Origin of the sequence: Serratia sp. SA088, assembly GCF_049065515.1 — a bacterium.
Classification (GTDB): Bacteria; Pseudomonadota; Gammaproteobacteria; order Enterobacterales; family Enterobacteriaceae; genus Serratia; species Serratia nematodiphila.
The window spans coordinates 180,653-196,703 of sequence record NZ_JBAKGW010000004.1; the positions used below are offsets into that span (position 1 = coordinate 180,653).

Genomic DNA, 16,051 nt, shown 5'->3' on the forward strand with positions numbered 1-16,051 from the left:
CGGTTACGCCGCGACGCGCGCATTTTGCCCGCCGCAGCCGACTGAACAGAACACACCCGAGGGGGAACCTTTGCAAGGTAAAGCGCTCCAAGATTTCGTCATCGATAAAATCGATGATCTGAAAGGCCAAGACATTGTCGCTCTGGACGTCCAGGGCAAATCCAGCATCACCGATTGCATGATCATCTGCACCGGCACCTCAACGCGCCACGTGATGTCGATCGCCAGCCACGTGGTGCAGGAATCCCGCGCCGCGGGCATGGAGCTGTACGGCATGAAAGGCCAGGAAGCCTCCGACTGGATCGTGGTCGATCTGGGCGAAGTGATCGTGCACGTGATGCAGGAAGAGAGCCGTCGCCTGTACGAGCTGGAAAAACTCTGGAGCTAAGCGGTGAAACTGCAATTGGTGGCGGTCGGCACCAAAATGCCAGACTGGGTGCAAACCGGCTTTATGGATTACCTGCACCGCTTTCCCAAAGACATGCCGTTTGAGTTGACCGAGATCCCGGCCGGCAAACGCGGCAAAAACGCCGACATCAAGCGCATTCTGGACAAGGAAGGCGAACAGATGCTGGCGGCGGTGGGCAAAGGCAACCGCATCGTTACGCTGGATATCCCAGGCACGCCGTGGGAAACGCCGCAGCTGGCGCAGCAGCTTGAGCGCTGGAAGCAGGATGGCCGCAATGTCAGCTTGCTGATCGGCGGCCCGGAAGGGCTGGCGCCCGCCTGCAAAGCCGCTGCCGAGCAGAGCTGGTCGCTTTCTCCGTTGACGCTGCCGCATCCTTTGGTGCGCGTCCTGGTGGCCGAAAGCCTCTACCGCGCCTGGAGTATTACAACAAATCATCCTTACCACCGGGAATAGCCGGTGGTGACCGTGACAGAGTGAAATAAAGCAGCGGGATGAAAATAGAACGTAACCCTTTTCGCGACTATACGGCTGAATCCGCCCTGTTTGTACGCCGCGCCCTGGTGGCGTTCCTGGTCATCCTGGTGCTGTCCGGCATCCTGATCGCCAACCTGTATAATCTGCAAGTGGTCCGCGTCGAGGATTACCGCACCCGCTCCAACGAAAACCGCATCAAGCTGGTGCCCATCGCGCCCAGCCGCGGCATTATCTACGATCGCAACGGCACCCCGCTGGCGCTCAACCGCACCATTTATCAGCTGGAGCTGATGCCGGAGAAGGTCGACGATCTCAAGGCCACGCTGCAGGCGCTGCGCACGGTGGTCGATCTGACTGACGACGACATCGCCAATTTCGAAAAAGAGCGCAAGCGCTCGCGCCGTTTCGTCTCCATTCCGGTGAAAACCGCGCTGACCGAGGTGCAGGTCGCCCGCTTTGCGGTCAATCAGTTCCGCTTCCCCGGCGTGGAAGTGAAAGGCTACCAGCGCCGCTACTATCCTTACGGATCCGCCCTCACCCATGTCACCGGCTATGTGTCGAAGATCAACGATCGCGACGTTGAACGTCTGGATAAAGACGGCAAGCTGGCCAACTACGCCGCCACCCACGATATCGGCAAGCTGGGCATCGAACGCTATTACGAAGACACGCTGCACGGTAAAACCGGTTACGAAGAGGTTGAAGTCAACAACCGCGGCCGGGTGATCCGCCAATTGCACGAGCAGCCGCCTTCCGCCGGCCAGGACGTCTATCTGACGCTCGATCTTGATCTGCAGCGCTATATCGAACAGCTGCTGGTTGGCAGCCGCGCCGCGGTGGTGGTGAGCGATCCGCGCACCGGCGCCATCCTGGCGATGGTGTCCAATCCGAGCTACGATCCGAACCTGTTCGTGGACGGCATTTCCAGCAAGGACTATCAGGGTCTGCTGAACGATCCGAATCGCCCGCTGATCAACCGCGCCACGCAGGGGGTTTATCCGCCCGCGTCAACGGTGAAACCTTATATCGCCGTGTCGGCACTCAGCGCCGGCGTGATCACCAAGAACACCGTAGTGTTCGATCCCGGCTGGTGGCAACTGCCCGGCTCGGAAAAACGCTTTCGCGACTGGAAAAAATGGGGTCACGGCCGCCTGAACGTCACCAAAGCGCTGGAAGAATCCGCGGATACCTACTTCTATCAGGTCGCCTATGATATGGGGATCGATCGGCTGTCGAGCTGGCTGACCAAATTCGGTTACGGCCAGTACACCGGCATCGATCTGGCCGAAGAGCGCTCCGGCCTGATGCCGACGCGTGAATGGAAGCTGAAACGCTATAAAAAACCGTGGTATCAGGGCGACACCATTCCGGTGGGCATCGGCCAGGGTTACTGGACCGCCACGCCGATCCAGATGGCCAAGGCGCTGAATACCCTGATCAACGACGGTACCGTCAAAACGCCGCACCTGCTGCAGAGCACCCGCGTCAACGGCGCGCTGGTGCCGTTCAAACAGGAAGAGAGCACGCAGATCGGCGATATTCACTCCGGCTTCTGGGAAATCGCCAAAGACGGCATGTACGGTGTGGCCAACCGTCCGAACGGGACGGCGCGCAAGTACTTTGCGGACGCATCTTATAAAGCCGCGGCGAAATCGGGCACCGCACAGGTCTTCGGTTACGAAACCTACAACGCCCATAAACTGGCGGAGCACCTGCGCGATCACAAGCTGATGACCGCCTTTGCGCCGTTCAATAACCCGACGGTGTCGGTCGCCATCATTCTGGAAAACGGCGGCTCCGGTCCGGCGGTGGGCACCATCACCCGCCAGATCCTCGACCATATTCTGCTGGGCGACAACAATACGCAATTGCCAAGCGAGGCCCCGCTGCCGCCTGGCGTAGAAGGTGACTAAGGTAGAACATGACTGAAAGCCAACAAAAAGGCTCGATCTGGACCAAAATCCACATCGATCCGACGTTCCTGCTGCTGATCCTGGCTCTGCTGGTCTACAGCGCCTTCGTGATGTGGAGCGCCAGCGGCCAGGACATCGGCATGATGGAGCGCAAGATCGGGCAGATCGTCATGGGGCTGATCGTGATGGCCGTCATGGCGCAGATCCCGCCGCGCGTATACGAAAGCTGGGCGCCCTATCTGTATATTTTCTGCGTGATTTTGCTGATCCTGGTGGACGCCTTCGGGCAGATCAGTAAAGGCGCGCAGCGCTGGCTGGATCTCGGCGTGGTGCGCTTCCAGCCGTCGGAAATCGCCAAGATCGCCGTGCCGCTGATGGTGGCGCGCTTTATGAACCGCGATGTCTGCCCGCCTTCGCTGAAAAACACCGCCATCGCGCTGGTGCTGATCTTCCTGCCGACGCTGCTGGTGGCCGCGCAGCCGGATCTCGGCACGTCGATCCTGATCGCCGCCTCCGGCCTGTTCGTGCTGTTTCTGTCGGGCATGAGCTGGAAACTGATCGCCGTCGCCGCCGTCGCGCTGGCGGCCTTTATCCCGGTGCTGTGGTTCTTCCTGATGCACGGTTATCAACGCGACCGCGTGATGATGCTGCTCGATCCGGAAAGCGACCCGCTCGGCGCCGGTTATCACATCATTCAATCCAAGATCGCCATCGGCTCCGGCGGCCTGTCCGGCAAGGGCTGGCTGCACGGCACCCAGTCGCAGCTGGAGTTCCTGCCGGAGCGCCATACCGACTTTATCTTCGCCGTGTTGGCCGAAGAGCTGGGGCTGATCGGGGTGTTGGTGCTGCTGGCGCTCTACCTGCTGGTGATCATTCGCGGGCTGATGATCGCCGCCAAGGCGCAAACCACCTTCGGCCGCGTGATGGTCGGCGGCTTGATGCTGATTTTGTTCGTTTATGTCTTTGTTAACATCGGTATGGTCAGTGGCATTTTGCCGGTAGTTGGCGTACCTTTGCCTCTGGTCAGTTACGGGGGTTCGGCGCTGATAGTGTTGATGGCCGGTTTCGGCATCATCATGTCGATCCACACGCATCGGAAAATGCTGTCTAAAAGTTTATAAGAGGTGAGTAATGCGTAAGGAATGGCTTTGGATCGGCGTCGCGGCGGTGTTGCTCTCCGCCTGTACCGCCCCGACCACGGAACAGCAAGCCCCTCCGCAGCCGTACAACGGCCCGGTGGTGGAAATCGGCGGCGTCGAGCCTCAATATGAACCCTATAACCCTAATAACATGCAGGATTATAAGGTTAATGGCGATACTTACCGCATCGTAAAAGATCCGCAGAACTTCTCGCAGACCGGCCTGGCGGCCTGGTATGGCGAAGAAGCCAACGGCAACACCACCGCGCTGGGCGAGCAGTTCGATCCTAATGGCCTGACTGCGGCCCACCCAACGCTGCCGATCCCAAGCTACGTGCGCGTCACCAACCTGGCCAACGGCCGTCAGTTGGTGGTGCGCGTCAACGATCGCGGGCCTTACACCAAGGGCCGTATCATCGATCTGTCGAAAGCCGCCGCCGATCGCCTCAACCTGTCCAACAACACCAAGGTCAAAGTCGATTTCATCAACGTGGCGCCGGACGGCACGCTGAGCGGCCCTGGCACCATCGGCACCATCGTGGCGAAACAGAGCTACGCATTGCCGGCGCGCCCGGATCTTGGCTCCAGCGGCATGGGCACCCCGATCCAACAGGAGGCGCCGATCGCCAGCGGCGCGGCGGTGCGCCCTATTGATAACAGCACCCTGCGCACCGATGACGACGCGCCTGCGAACGCCGGCAACGCCGCCAACGGCCGCAGTGGTTTCCTCGGCGCGCCAAGCGCATTACCGGCCGGCGTGCTGGAAAGTGCCGAGCCTGAAGCCGCCGCAGTAGCCGCACCGGTCGCGGCCGGCGCTGCCGCTGCCGGCATGGCTGCCGCTTCCTCCTCCGGCGGCTACGTGGTGCAGGTCGGTGCGTTGAGCAGCGCCGAGCGCGCCCAGAGCTGGCAGCAAAGCCTGAGCCAACAGTTTGGCGTACCGGGCAAAGTAGCGGCCAACGGCAACGTTTACCGCGTCCAGCTCGGCCCGTTCAGCAGCCGTCAACAGGCGGCCCAGCTGCAACAACGTCTGGCCAGCGAAGCGCAACAACAGTCTTTCGTTACTGCTGCACCCTGAGCGTTAAACCCGGCGGGCATTCACGGCTGTTAAGCGGTTATTTAGCTGAAACATTTTCTTGCAGCTAAAAGGGCACTAACCGCAATTAGTCAGATGAATGGATAATGCCTGCCGGGATCGCATCTGCTATAGTGTGGCTCGTTTTTTAACTTTACTTTCACGGATGTTGTAGTCCCGATCATGAAACAAGTAACTTCTTTTCGCTTAATCAAAAGCATCGCACTCGGCACCGTTATCGCAATGAGCGCAGCCTCCGTTGCACATGCCGATGACGTTAACATCAAAACCATGATCCCAGGTGTCCCGCAGATCGATGCGGAAGCGTACATCCTGATTGATTACAACTCCGGCAAGGTGCTGGCCGAGATGAACGCCGATGCGCGTCGCGATCCGGCCAGCCTGACCAAAATGATGACCAGCTACGTCATCGGCCAGGCGCTGAAAGCGGGTAAAATCGGCCAGGACGATCTGGTGACCGTCGGCCAGGACGCCTGGGCGACCGGCAACCCGGTGTTCAAAGGTTCCTCGCTGATGTTCCTGAAGCCGGGCGATCGCGTGCCGGTCTCCAAACTGACCCGCGGCATCAACCTGCAGTCCGGTAACGACGCCTGCGTGGCGATGGCCGACTACGTCGCCGGCAGCCAGGACGCGTTCGTCAACCTGATGAACACCTACGTCAGCAAGCTGGGTCTGCAGAATACCCACTTCCAGACGGTACACGGCCTGGATGCCCAGGGCCAGTACAGCTCGGCGCGCGACATGGCGCTGATCGGCCAGGCGCTGATCCGCGACGTGCCGGAAGAGTACGCGATTTACAAAGAAAAAGAGTTCACTTTCAACAATATCCGCCAGATGAACCGCAACGGTCTGCTGTGGGATAACAGCCTGAACGTCGACGGCATCAAAACCGGCCACACCGACGCGGCGGGTTACAACCTGGTGGCTTCGGCGACCGAAGGCCAGATGCGTCTGATCTCCGCCGTGATGGGCGGCCGCACCTACAAAGGCCGCGAAGCCGAGAGCAAGAAACTGCTGACCTGGGGCTTCCGCTTCTTCGAAACCGTGGCGCCGCTGAAAGTCGGTAAAGAGTTCGCCTCCGAGCCGGTCTGGTTCGGCGATGCCGATCGCGTTGAGCTGGGCGTGGATAAAGACGTCTACCTGACCATCCCGCGCGGCCGCATGAAAGATCTGAAGGCCAGCTATGTGCTGAACACGCCGGAAATTCACGCGCCGCTGGCGAAAAACCAGGTGGTGGGCAGCATCAACTTCCAGCTGGACGGCAAAACCATCGACCAGCGTCCGCTGGTGGTGATGAACGAAGTGAAAGAAGGTGGTTTCTTCAGCCGCATCGTGGACTACATCAAACTGATGTTCCACCACTGGTTCGGTTAACGGTTGAAACGGGCGAAATTGCCCCCATATACTGAATAACATTAACTCCCGCCCCGGCGGGAGTTATAATTTATAGATTAGCTAGCACTCTGGAGCGCACGCACATGCAAAAAACTAAACTGAACGAACTGCTCGAATTCCCTTGCTCGTTTACCTACAAGGTGATGGGCCTGGCGCAGCCTGAGCTGGTTGACCAGGTAGTTGAAGTGGTGCAGCGCCATGCGCCGGGCGATTACAACCCGCAGGTTAAGCCAAGCAGCAAAGGCAACTACCACTCGGTCTCCATCACCATCAACGCCACTCACATCGAGCAGGTCGAAACCCTGTACGAGGAGTTGGGCAACATTGAAATTGTTCGCATGGTGCTGTAATTCCAGCATAAAACCCTGCTGATCAACCCGGGATGGCGCAGTGTCTTCCCGGGTTGCGCATTTTTGGTCAGCGAAAGGCTGGCCGCCAGCCGGAGCGCCCGGTATAATGGCTTTACCACTTCTGTAACCTGACGATGACTCTTTTGCAACCAGACAAGATCATTTTGCGTCAGCTGGGGTTGCAGCCCTACGCGCCTGTATCCCAAGCCATGCATAACTTCACCGACAGTCGTACCGAGACTACGCCGGACGAGCTGTGGCTGGTGCAGCATCACCCGGTATTCACCCAGGGCCAGGCCGGCAAAGCCGAACACGTGCTGATGCCCGGCGATATCCCGGTTGTCCAGAGCGATCGCGGCGGCCAGGTGACCTACCACGGGCCGGGCCAGCAGGTGATGTACGTGATGGTCGATCTGAAGCGCAATAAGGTCGGCGTACGCCAATTGGTCACGGCGATAGAAGATACGGTTATCAACACCCTCGCCCACTTCCGCCTCGCATCGCGCGCTCGTCCGGATGCGCCCGGCGTGTACGTGGGGGAGCAGAAAATCTGTTCGTTGGGTTTGCGGATCCGCAAAGGCAGCTCATTCCACGGCCTGGCCCTGAATGTGGCGATGGATCTCAGCCCCTTCCAACGCATCAACCCTTGCGGTTACGCCGGCATGCAGATGACGCAGGTCAGCGCGCTGGCGCCCGCCGTTGGCATTGAAGACATACACCCAATCCTGGTACAGGAATTTGTTCATTTACTCGGCTACCAGACGGTCGAGCTTCGTAACTGGAACCTGCACGATTATGAGTAAACCAATTCAGATGGAACGCGGCGTCAAATACCGCGATGCTGACAAAATGGCGCTGATCCCGGTCAAAACGGTGGTCACCGAACGGCAGGAGCTGTTGCGTAAACCCGAGTGGATGAAGATCAAACTGCCTGCCGACTCTACGCGCATTCAGGGCATCAAGGCCGCCATGCGTAAAAACGGCCTGCACTCCGTCTGTGAGGAAGCCTCGTGCCCTAACCTGTCCGAGTGTTTCAACCACGGTACCGCCACCTTTATGATCCTCGGCGCCATCTGTACCCGTCGCTGCCCGTTCTGCGACGTGGCCCACGGCCGCCCGATCGCGCCGGACGCCAACGAGCCGGAAAAGCTGGCGCAAACCATCGCCGACATGGCGCTGCGTTATGTAGTGATCACCTCGGTTGACCGCGACGATCTGCGCGACGGCGGCGCCCAGCACTTTGCCGACTGCATCTCGGCCATCCGCGCCAAGAGCCCGAACATCAAAATTGAAACGCTGGTGCCGGACTTCCGCGGCCGTATGGATCGCGCGCTGGAGATCCTCACCGCCACGCCGCCGGACGTGTTCAACCACAACCTGGAAAACGTGCCGCGCGTCTACCGCCAGGTGCGCCCGGGCGCCAACTACGAGTGGTCGTTGAAGCTGCTGGAGCGCTTTAAAGAAGCGCACCCGGATATCCCGACCAAATCCGGCCTGATGGTTGGCCTGGGCGAAACCAACGCGGAAATCATTGAAGTGATGCGCGATCTGCGTCGCCACGGCGTGACCATGCTAACGCTGGGCCAGTACCTGCAGCCGAGCCGTCACCACCTGCCGGTGCAGCGCTACGTCAGCCCGGCCGAGTTTGACGAAATGAAAGAAGAAGCGATGGCGATGGGCTTCACCCATGCCGCCTGTGGCCCGTTCGTGCGTTCGTCTTACCACGCCGATCTGCAGGCCAAAGGGATGGAAGTGAAATAACGCGTAATAGTTTGTTACGCTAAAGACGGCGAAAACGCCAAAAAACGGATGTCCGCAAGGCATCCGTTTTTTATTGTGCGCCATCAGACGGGATTAAACGTCTTTCTTCTCGACGCTCTGCTGCGCGGACTGGCTTTCGGCGGCATTGTTGCCGGCGGCCGGCGGCGTACTGTCGTCGCCTACGGCTTTTTTAAAGCCTTTCAGCGCCGCGCCAAGATCGGCGCCGAGCGTGCGCAGTTTGCTGGTGCCGAACAGTAAAATCACCAACACCGCAATCACCAGAAGTTTGGTAATGCTGATACCTTCCATACTCACCTTCTTATCATAGAGCGCTGCGTGAACAGCGAGAAAAACTGACCTTGCCTGCGAATATTTAGCGACTTTCCTTCAGCTCGCACAACCGCAACATGTAACAGAGTGAGATCCGTCGCAGGAATGCCACGCGCCCCTGAGGCGTGAATCCCAGACTATTCTTACTGTGCCTGCCGATGATCTACCTTTATCCGACGCTGCTCGGGCTGGTGACCTACCGCACCGCCAAACGGTTGGCGGAAAAGAAACAGGAGTTGCAGCGCATCAGCACCCGCGATGGGCTGACCGGCTTATATAACCGCCGCCACTGGGAGCACCTGCTGCATCGCCAGTTCGACAGCTGCCGCCGCTACCAGGACAACGCCACGCTGATCCTGATGGATATCGATCGCTTCAAAACCATCAACGATACTTTCGGCCATGCGCTGGGGGATGAGGCCCTGGCGGCGCTGGCGGAAGAGCTGCTGATTGGCTTGCGCAACGTGGATATCGTTGGGCGCTACGGCGGCGACGAGTTTGGCGCAGTGCTGCCGAACACCAGTGCTGAGCAGGCGGAAATCGTTCTGCGCCGCATCCAGCAGCGGCTGGACGCGGTCAGCTTCAAGGAGGCGCCGCAGCTGCGGCTGCAGATCAGCGCCGGCATCGCTAACTACCACCCCGCGCAGGGCGGTTATCTGGACTGGCTGAAAGCGGCCGACGGCGCGCTCTATCGGGCGAAGCAGAATGGCCGCAACCGGCTGGAAACGGCGGCGCCGCCAGGGGAGTAACTTACTGACTTAATAACTTGGCAAAATACTTCGGCGCTTCGACAAAGCCTTCACGCCGGTAAAACGCATGCGCCCGCTCGCGGCGGCTGTGGCAATGGACTTCCAGCCGATCGCAGCCGCGACGGTGCGCCAGCGCCTCGCCTGCCGCCAGCAACCGCCGCCCTACGCCCGCGCCGCGCGCCCGATCGTCGACGCAAAAATAGCTGATGCGGCCAATGTCGCCGGCCAACGCCAACTGCGGCAGAAAATGCAACGACAACACGCCCAGCACTTGTTCGCCCTGCTCCGCCACCAGCAACGCCTCGTCCGGGTGCGCCAGAAGTTGGTGCATCCGCTGTGTCAGAAACGCCTCGGTGCCGGGATAATCCAGCGCCGCCATTAATTCAGCGATAGCGTGCCGGTCGCTCAGACGCGCCGTTCTGATTTCCATCGGTTTTACCTCGCAGAGTGTCGATACTACAAAATAGGCGGCATTAGGTGTAACATCCACCGGGTGCGGCGAAAAAGGCCGTGCGGCACGCTGGAGATGACATTCCTCCCTAACCGCCTTCACAGGCTGATGATGTCTACGTAACCTCTCGGAGAGAGGCGCGTAGCGTTACGCCTGTCCCTTTCCGAGCCTCGTGAATTTCTCTGATTGAAAGGTAGTTGCCCCATGTTGAGCTCTTTACTGGCCGTATTTATCGGCGGCGGCGTCGGCAGCGTTTTGCGCTGGGCGGTAAGTATGAAAATGAATCCGCTGAACGCCCACATTCCGCTCGGTACGCTGATGGTCAATCTGATCGGCGGTTTTATCATCGGCCTGGCGATGGCGATTTTCACCCGCATGACGCATCTGGATCCCACCTGGAAATTACTGATCACCACCGGATTCTGCGGCGGCCTGACCACCTTCTCCACCTTTTCGCTGGAGGTGGTGTATCTGATGCAGGATGGCCGCTTCGGCTGGGCGCTGGCCAACATGCTGCTCAACCTGGCCGGCTCGCTGGCGATGACGCTGCTGGCCTTTATGCTGGTGATGTGGGTCAACGGGCGATAAGGCCTTAATGTTTCCTTAATCTTGCATGCGCATAATCTCATCCAGAACTCCTGACTGGATGAGAAATCGCTATGTTTAGCCTGCCGAAAACCACCGCCGAAACGATCGCCGTTGCGCTGTGCGTGCTGATCGTCGCCGCCTTTATCAAATCCTACCTGTTCGCTTAAACGCCTTTTATCGCAGCGCGCGTTCATCTTGCGTCTTTCCGGTCGGTTACACTACAATTGAGAATGAACGTTCACACCCAAAAATGTGAACCCGGCTCACGCGTAGCAAAGGATCGGGCAGATGCTCCCCCCCAACGACAGTAAACAGGCCAAGGTGCAGGCGCGCCGCGATCAGATCGTCGAAGCGGCGAAAACCAGCTTTCGCCGCCACGGCTTCCACGCCGCCAGCATGGCGGAGATCGCCCAAGGCTCGCAGCTTAGCGTCGGGCAAATCTATCGCTATTTCGCCAATAAAGACGCGATCATCGAAGAGATCGTCAACCGCATCATCACCAACAAGATGCAGCGCCTGGAAAACCTTGGCGATCACATCAACCTGATCGCCGGCACGTTGGCGGCGCGCACGCTGTTTCAGCAGCCGGGCGAGAGCGAAACCGATCACATGCTGATGCTGGAAGTGACCGCCGAGGCCACGCGCAACCCGGTGGTGGCCAAAATGCTCAGCGATGCGGAAGCGCGGCTGTTTCGCCACGTCTGCCACAATCTGCAGCGGCTGTACCCCCATTTCAGCGCGGAAGAGATCGCCGCCCGGGTGGAGTTTATCGCCGTCATGAGCGAAGGCACCGGTTACCGTATCCTTACCACGCAAAAAGCCGATGCGTCCCTGCTGCGCGATCTGTATCAGCAGGCCATTTCTCACCTGTTCAGGAAACTCTAATCTCCCATGACCAAACACTTAGCCAGACAACGTCTGGTGTACGCCGTCGTGCTTGGCCTGCTGGCCGCGCTGGGGCCGCTGTGCACCGATCTCTATCTGCCCGCCCTGCCGGAAATGGCGGGCGAGCTGAATACCTCCACCGCCGCCGCGCAGCTCAGCCTGACCGCCGGGCTGCTCGGTCTGGGCGTCGGCCAGCTGATTTTCGGCCCTTACAGCGACAAGCTGGGCCGCATGCGCCCGCTGCTGCTGTCGCTGATCCTGCTGCTGGGCGCTTCGCTGTGGTGCGCGCTGGCGCCCACCATCGACCAGTTGCTGATCGCTCGCCTGCTGCAGGGCATCGCCGGCGCCGGCGGCGCGGTGATTTCCCGCGCCATTGCCCGCGATCTGTACGCCGGCCATGAGCTGACCCGTTTCTTCGCCTTGCTGATGCTGGTCAACGGCCTGGCGCCGATCGTCGCGCCGGTGCTGGGCGGCGTGATGCTGCAGGTGATGAACTGGCGCGGCATCTTCGGCGTGCTGGCGGCCATCGCCGTGCTGCTGTTCAGCCTGTCGGCGCTGAAGCTGCGCGAATCCCTGCCGGTAGAGCGCCGCAGCCAGGGCGGTATCCTGGCGATGCTGATGTCGCTCGGCGGGTTGCTGACCCAGCGCTATTTTATGGGGCTGTGCCTGACGCAGGGCTTCGTAATGGCCGGCATGTTCGCCTATATCGGCGCTTCGCCTTTCGTCTTGCAGCAGATCTACGGCCTCAGCCCGCAGATGTTCAGCCTGTGCTTCGCCATTAACGGCGTCGGGCTGATCATTGCGGCGCAGCTGGCCAGCCGTCTCAGTTCACGTTGGGGGGAACGCCGGGTGTTGAGGGGCGGGTTAACGCTGGCGGCCGTCGCGTCGCTGCTGCTGCTGTTGGCCGCCGCGCTACATGCGCCGTTGGTCGTGTTGCTGGTGCCGCTGTTCTTCTCGGTGGCGGTGATCGGCATCGTCGGCCCGACCGCCTCGTCGCTGGCGATGCAAAGCCAGGGGGACAAAGCCGGCAGCGCGTCGGCCTTGATCGGCGTGTGCATGTTCGCGCTCGGCGCCTGCGCCGTGCCGCTCACCGGGCTGGGCGGCACCTCAGGCCTGTCGATGGCGCTGACCATCGTCGGCTGCTACGCCGTCGCCATCCTGCTGTTCAGCCTGTTGGCCCGCCGCAGCGAAGCATAGCGCGCCCAATAAAAAACCCGCTCAATGAGCGGGTTTTAAGAAATTCAGCTACGCAGCTTAGATAGCAGTAACGTTAGCGGCAGATGGGCCTTTGGCACCGTTCGTGATTTCAAATTCTACACGCTGGCCTTCAGCAAGCGTTTTGAAACCGTTGCTAACGATGGCAGAGAAGTGAACGAAAACGTCCTTGCTACCATCTTCCGGAGTAATGAAACCGAAGCCCTTGGATTCATTAAACCACTTAACGCTACCTTTAATCTTAGACATCAAACTTACCTTTAACGTGAATGAAAGACACAAAACCTGTGTCGATTACAGTACAGCAAGCAGGCAGGATTTTGTCCACCACCGCGATCACAGAAATCCGATAAAGAGTGAAAAAATCCGTGTTGCCCGGTGTAAATGCATTGCACCGGTTGCGATACGTTACCGTTCCAGGCCAATCCTCTCCCTGCGCCGGCGAACAACGCGCGAACGCCTAAACCTGCCCCTTCCCCCCCATCGTTGACGCGTCGTGCAGACACAATCGCTATGAAATATAACCAGATGGTCTTTTTGCTTCGGCGGCCCCTGCACTAGGGTTAGGGTTTATTTCCCACTGTGAGCCAAGCCTATGACCAGCCAGTTGGCAGACAAGATCATCGCCTATCGGCGTGAACTGCACCAAAACCCGGAGCTTTCCAATCACGAATTCGCCACCACCGCTCGGCTGACCCGCTGGCTGCAAGAGGCGGGCATTCGTATTCTGCCGTTGGCGCTGAAAACCGGCGTCGTGGCGGAGATCGGCAGTGGCAAGGGACCGATCATCGCCCTGCGCGGCGACATCGACGCCCTGCCAATCGACGAAATCGCCGACGTGCCCTTCAGCTCGCAAAACAGCGGCGTAATGCACGCCTGCGGCCACGACTTTCACACCTCGGTGATGCTCGGCGCCGCGCACCTGCTCAAAGCGCGTGAAGCCGAGCTGCCCGGCACGGTGCGCATCTTCTTCCAGCCGGCGGAAGAGACCTTCAACGGCGCCCGTCACCTGATCGACGCCGGCGCGCTGGATAACGTCGCGGCAGTATTTGGTCTGCATAACGCGCCGGAGCTGCCCACCGGCACCTTCGCTACCCGCGCCGGGCCGTTCTACGCCAACGTCGATCGCTTCCAGATCCGCATCACCGGCAAAGGCGCCCACGCCGCCAAACCGGAACAGGGCGTCGATACCATCGTCACCGCCAGCCAGATCGTCGGCGCGCTGCAGACGCTGCCCAGCCGCAGCTTCAGCTCGCTGGAATCGCTGGTGGTGAGCGTGACGCGCATCGAAGGCGGCAATACCTGGAACGTGCTGCCGCAAACCGTGGAGCTGGAAGGCACGGTGCGCACCCACAGCGACGCGGTGCGCCGCCAGGTGCCGGACAAGATTCGTCAGGTGATCGACGGCGTCGCCGCCGCGCTGGGCGCCCAGGCTAAACTGCACTGGCAGCCGGGGCCGCCGGCGGTGATCAACGACGCCCATTGGGCGGCATTCAGCAAAACCGTCGCCGCCGAGGCCGGCTACCGGGTCGAAGAGGCGGAGCTGCAGATGGGCGGCGAAGATTTCGCACTGTATCTGCATCACGTGCCGGGCGCGTTCGTCAGCATCGGCTCCGCCAGCGAATTCGGCCTGCACCATCCGCGTTTCAATCCCGATGAGCGCGCCCTCTTCCCTGCCGCCCACTATTTTTCGCTGCTGGCGGAGCGCACGCTGCAACAATTAACCACCGCAGCGAAAAAAGCCCTCAGCAACGCCTGAATAACGTGAAGTAGTATTTCCCCGACGCCGCTGATGCCGCGTCGGGGATTATTATTTTCGCTCGCCGTGATATTTGCAGTTTTCAACATTTGAATATGCTGTTTTGTTGTTTTACATCCCGTTGCCGCTCATCAATAGTGGACGCATCAGACACCGCGCGCCTTTGCGGCGCATGACAGGATAATCACGATGAGCGACAACGCGAATAATCAACGGCAATTACGGCTGGGCGCCATTCTGCATGGCGCATCGGGAAATATGTCCGCCTGGCGCCACCCGGATGCCACCGCCGACGCCAGCATTAACCTCGAATTTAATATCGCCTCGGCGAAAAAAGCCGAACAGGGGAAATTCGATTTCGTGTTTGTCGCCGATGGGTTATATATCAACGAAAAGTCCATTCCGCATTTTCTTAATCGTTTCGAACCGCTCACCCTGCTGGCCGCGCTGTCCGCCGCCACCGACAAAATAGGCCTGGTGGGCACGCTCTCCACCTCCTACAGCGATCCGTTCACCGTCGCCCGCCAGTTCGCCAGTCTCGATCACCTGAGCGGCGGGCGCGCGGGCTGGAACGTGGTGACATCGCCGCTGGAAGGTTCGGCAAAAAACTTCTCGCGCAAAGAACACCCGGAGCACAGCCTGCGTTACCGCATTGCCGGCGAGTTTCTCGACGTCGCCAAAGGACTGTGGGACTCCTGGGAAGACGATGCCTTCGTGCGCAATAAGGCCAGCGGCGAATTTTTCAGGGCCGGGAAACTGCACCCCCTCAATCACCAGGGGGAGTTCTTCTCGGTGCAGGGGCCGTTGAACATCGGCCGCACGCCGCAGGGCCGCCCGATCCTGTTCCAGGCCGGCGCCTCTGAAGACGGCAAACGGCTGGCGGCCAAGCACGCCGATGCGATCTTCACCCATCACGACACGCTGGAGCAGGCGCAGGATTTCTACCAGGACGTGAAGCGGCAACTGGTGGAACAGGGGCGCGAGCCGGACGGTCTGCGCATCTTCCAGGGCGTCAGCGTGATCGTCGGCGACGACGATGCGGACGTCGAGCGTCAGTACCAGGAGACCGCCCGTCTGGTCAGCATCGAGAACGCCCTCAACTACCTTGGCCGCTACTTCGAACATTACGACTTTTCCCGCCATCCGTTGGACGCCCCCTTCCCGGACATCGGCGATCTGGGGCAAAACAGCTTCCGCAGCACCACCGACGCCATCAAGCGCAACGCCCGCGAGCGGAACCTCACGCTGCGCCAGGTGGCGCTGGAAGCCGCCTCGCCGCGCCCGGTGTTCAGCGGCACGCCGGAAGCGGTGGCGGACGGCCTGCAACGCTGGTTCGACGGCGAAGCCGCCGACGGCTTCATCATCAGCGGCGGTACGCCCAACGCCTTCGGGCACTTCGTCGATCGGGTGGTGCCCATCCTGCAACAACGTGGCCTGTTCCGCCGGGCGTACCACGGCGATACGCTGCGCGAACACCTGGGCCTCACGCGCCCGTTGAACAGATTCACCCAATAATAAGATCGTTTTCAGGGATACCCGC

At 60.1% G+C, this 16,051-nt stretch carries 17 protein-coding genes, 1 pseudogene and 1 riboswitch; of the genes and pseudogenes, 15 read left to right on the top strand and 3 right to left on the bottom strand.

Annotated features, from left to right (window positions below):
• The first annotated feature begins 70 nt into the window (after window positions 1–70).
• The 9 genes from rsfS (at window position 71) to lipA (ending at window position 8,534) form a co-directional block, all read left to right on the top strand.
• The gene (gene rsfS / locus ACOWVD_RS12500; RefSeq protein WP_015376937.1) at window positions 71–388 is read left to right on the top strand and encodes a ribosome silencing factor; all 318 of its coding nucleotides are present in this window, start codon (window positions 71–73) and stop codon (window positions 386–388) included.
• Between the two features lie 3 nt (window positions 389–391).
• Window positions 392–862 carry a 23S rRNA (pseudouridine(1915)-N(3))-methyltransferase RlmH gene (gene rlmH, locus ACOWVD_RS12505; RefSeq protein ID WP_004940002.1) on the top strand — a complete coding sequence of 157 codons (471 nt, stop codon included), beginning with the start codon at window positions 392–394 and terminating at the stop codon, window positions 860–862.
• A 38-nt stretch (window positions 863–900) separates the two neighbouring features.
• Complete coding sequence (gene mrdA / locus ACOWVD_RS12510; protein WP_004940004.1) at window positions 901–2,796, top strand: peptidoglycan DD-transpeptidase MrdA; 1,896 nt, start codon at window positions 901–903, stop codon at window positions 2,794–2,796.
• 8 nt (window positions 2,797–2,804) lie between these two features.
• Window positions 2,805–3,917, top strand: a complete 1,113-nt coding sequence (gene mrdB / locus ACOWVD_RS12515; protein WP_004940006.1) for a peptidoglycan glycosyltransferase MrdB — start codon at window positions 2,805–2,807, stop codon at window positions 3,915–3,917.
• Between the two features lie 10 nt (window positions 3,918–3,927).
• Complete coding sequence (gene rlpA, locus ACOWVD_RS12520) at window positions 3,928–5,010, top strand: endolytic peptidoglycan transglycosylase RlpA (protein WP_021504623.1); 1,083 nt, start codon at window positions 3,928–3,930, stop codon at window positions 5,008–5,010.
• Between the two features lie 180 nt (window positions 5,011–5,190).
• Window positions 5,191–6,402: a D-alanyl-D-alanine carboxypeptidase DacA gene (gene dacA / locus ACOWVD_RS12525; RefSeq protein WP_004940010.1), complete on the top strand. Its 1,212-nt coding sequence runs from the start codon at window positions 5,191–5,193 to the stop codon at window positions 6,400–6,402.
• A gap of 104 nt (window positions 6,403–6,506) precedes the next feature.
• Complete coding sequence (gene ybeD, locus ACOWVD_RS12530) at window positions 6,507–6,773, top strand: DUF493 family protein YbeD (RefSeq protein ID WP_004940012.1); 267 nt, start codon at window positions 6,507–6,509, stop codon at window positions 6,771–6,773.
• Window positions 6,774–6,907: 134 nt separating this feature from the next.
• Window positions 6,908–7,576, top strand: coding sequence for a lipoyl(octanoyl) transferase LipB (gene lipB, locus ACOWVD_RS12535; protein ID WP_049242710.1), 669 nt, complete (start codon window positions 6,908–6,910; stop codon window positions 7,574–7,576).
• Complete coding sequence (gene lipA, locus ACOWVD_RS12540; protein WP_004940018.1) at window positions 7,569–8,534, top strand: lipoyl synthase; 966 nt, start codon at window positions 7,569–7,571, stop codon at window positions 8,532–8,534. The genes lipB and lipA overlap by 8 nt, the downstream gene beginning before the upstream one ends.
• 93 nt (window positions 8,535–8,627) lie before the next feature.
• On the opposite strand, the gene tatA is transcribed toward lipA, so the two are convergent.
• On the bottom strand, window positions 8,628–8,843 hold the full coding sequence (gene tatA / locus ACOWVD_RS12545; RefSeq protein WP_004940019.1) for a Sec-independent protein translocase subunit TatA: 216 nt from the start codon (window positions 8,841–8,843) through the stop codon (window positions 8,628–8,630).
• A 152-nt stretch (window positions 8,844–8,995) separates the two neighbouring features.
• Here tatA and ACOWVD_RS12550 point away from each other — a divergent pair.
• Window positions 8,996–9,613, top strand: a pseudogene (locus tag ACOWVD_RS12550) (diguanylate cyclase); the annotation flags it as partial.
• Between the two features lies 1 nt (window position 9,614).
• On the opposite strand, the gene ACOWVD_RS12555 reads toward ACOWVD_RS12550, so the two are convergent.
• A complete protein-coding gene (locus ACOWVD_RS12555; RefSeq protein WP_021504626.1) occupies window positions 9,615–10,043 on the bottom strand; it encodes a GNAT family N-acetyltransferase in 429 nt (142 codons plus the stop codon).
• Window positions 10,044–10,126: 83 nt separating this feature from the next.
• Window positions 10,127–10,189: riboswitch (Fluoride riboswitch) on the top strand.
• A gap of 79 nt (window positions 10,190–10,268) precedes the next feature.
• On the opposite strand from ACOWVD_RS12555, the gene crcB reads away from it, so the two are divergent.
• The 3 genes from crcB (at window position 10,269) to ACOWVD_RS12570 (ending at window position 12,734) form a co-directional block, all read left to right on the top strand.
• Window positions 10,269–10,652, top strand: a complete 384-nt coding sequence (crcB, locus tag ACOWVD_RS12560) for a fluoride efflux transporter CrcB (protein ID WP_004940022.1) — start codon at window positions 10,269–10,271, stop codon at window positions 10,650–10,652.
• Window positions 10,653–10,940: 288 nt separating this feature from the next.
• Window positions 10,941–11,537 carry a TetR/AcrR family transcriptional regulator gene (locus tag ACOWVD_RS12565; protein ID WP_004940026.1) on the top strand — a complete coding sequence of 199 codons (597 nt, stop codon included), beginning with the start codon at window positions 10,941–10,943 and terminating at the stop codon, window positions 11,535–11,537.
• Between the two features lie 6 nt (window positions 11,538–11,543).
• Window positions 11,544–12,734 (top strand): multidrug effflux MFS transporter, encoded by a 1,191-nt coding sequence (locus tag ACOWVD_RS12570; RefSeq protein WP_021504628.1) that lies wholly within the window; start codon window positions 11,544–11,546, stop codon window positions 12,732–12,734.
• A 57-nt stretch (window positions 12,735–12,791) separates the two neighbouring features.
• Here ACOWVD_RS12570 and cspE read toward each other — a convergent pair whose 3' ends face one another.
• On the bottom strand, window positions 12,792–13,001 hold the full coding sequence (gene cspE / locus ACOWVD_RS12575; RefSeq protein ID WP_004940030.1) for a transcription antiterminator/RNA stability regulator CspE: 210 nt from the start codon (window positions 12,999–13,001) through the stop codon (window positions 12,792–12,794).
• A 346-nt stretch (window positions 13,002–13,347) separates the two neighbouring features.
• Between cspE and ACOWVD_RS12580 the strand changes: the two genes are divergently transcribed.
• A complete protein-coding gene (locus ACOWVD_RS12580) occupies window positions 13,348–14,511 on the top strand; it encodes a M20 peptidase aminoacylase family protein (protein WP_197798648.1) in 1,164 nt (387 codons plus the stop codon).
• Between the two features lie 189 nt (window positions 14,512–14,700).
• Entirely contained in the window at window positions 14,701–16,026 is a 1,326-nt protein-coding gene (locus tag ACOWVD_RS12585) for an LLM class flavin-dependent oxidoreductase (protein WP_197798649.1), read from the top strand.
• Window positions 16,027–16,051: the final 25 nt, after the last annotated feature.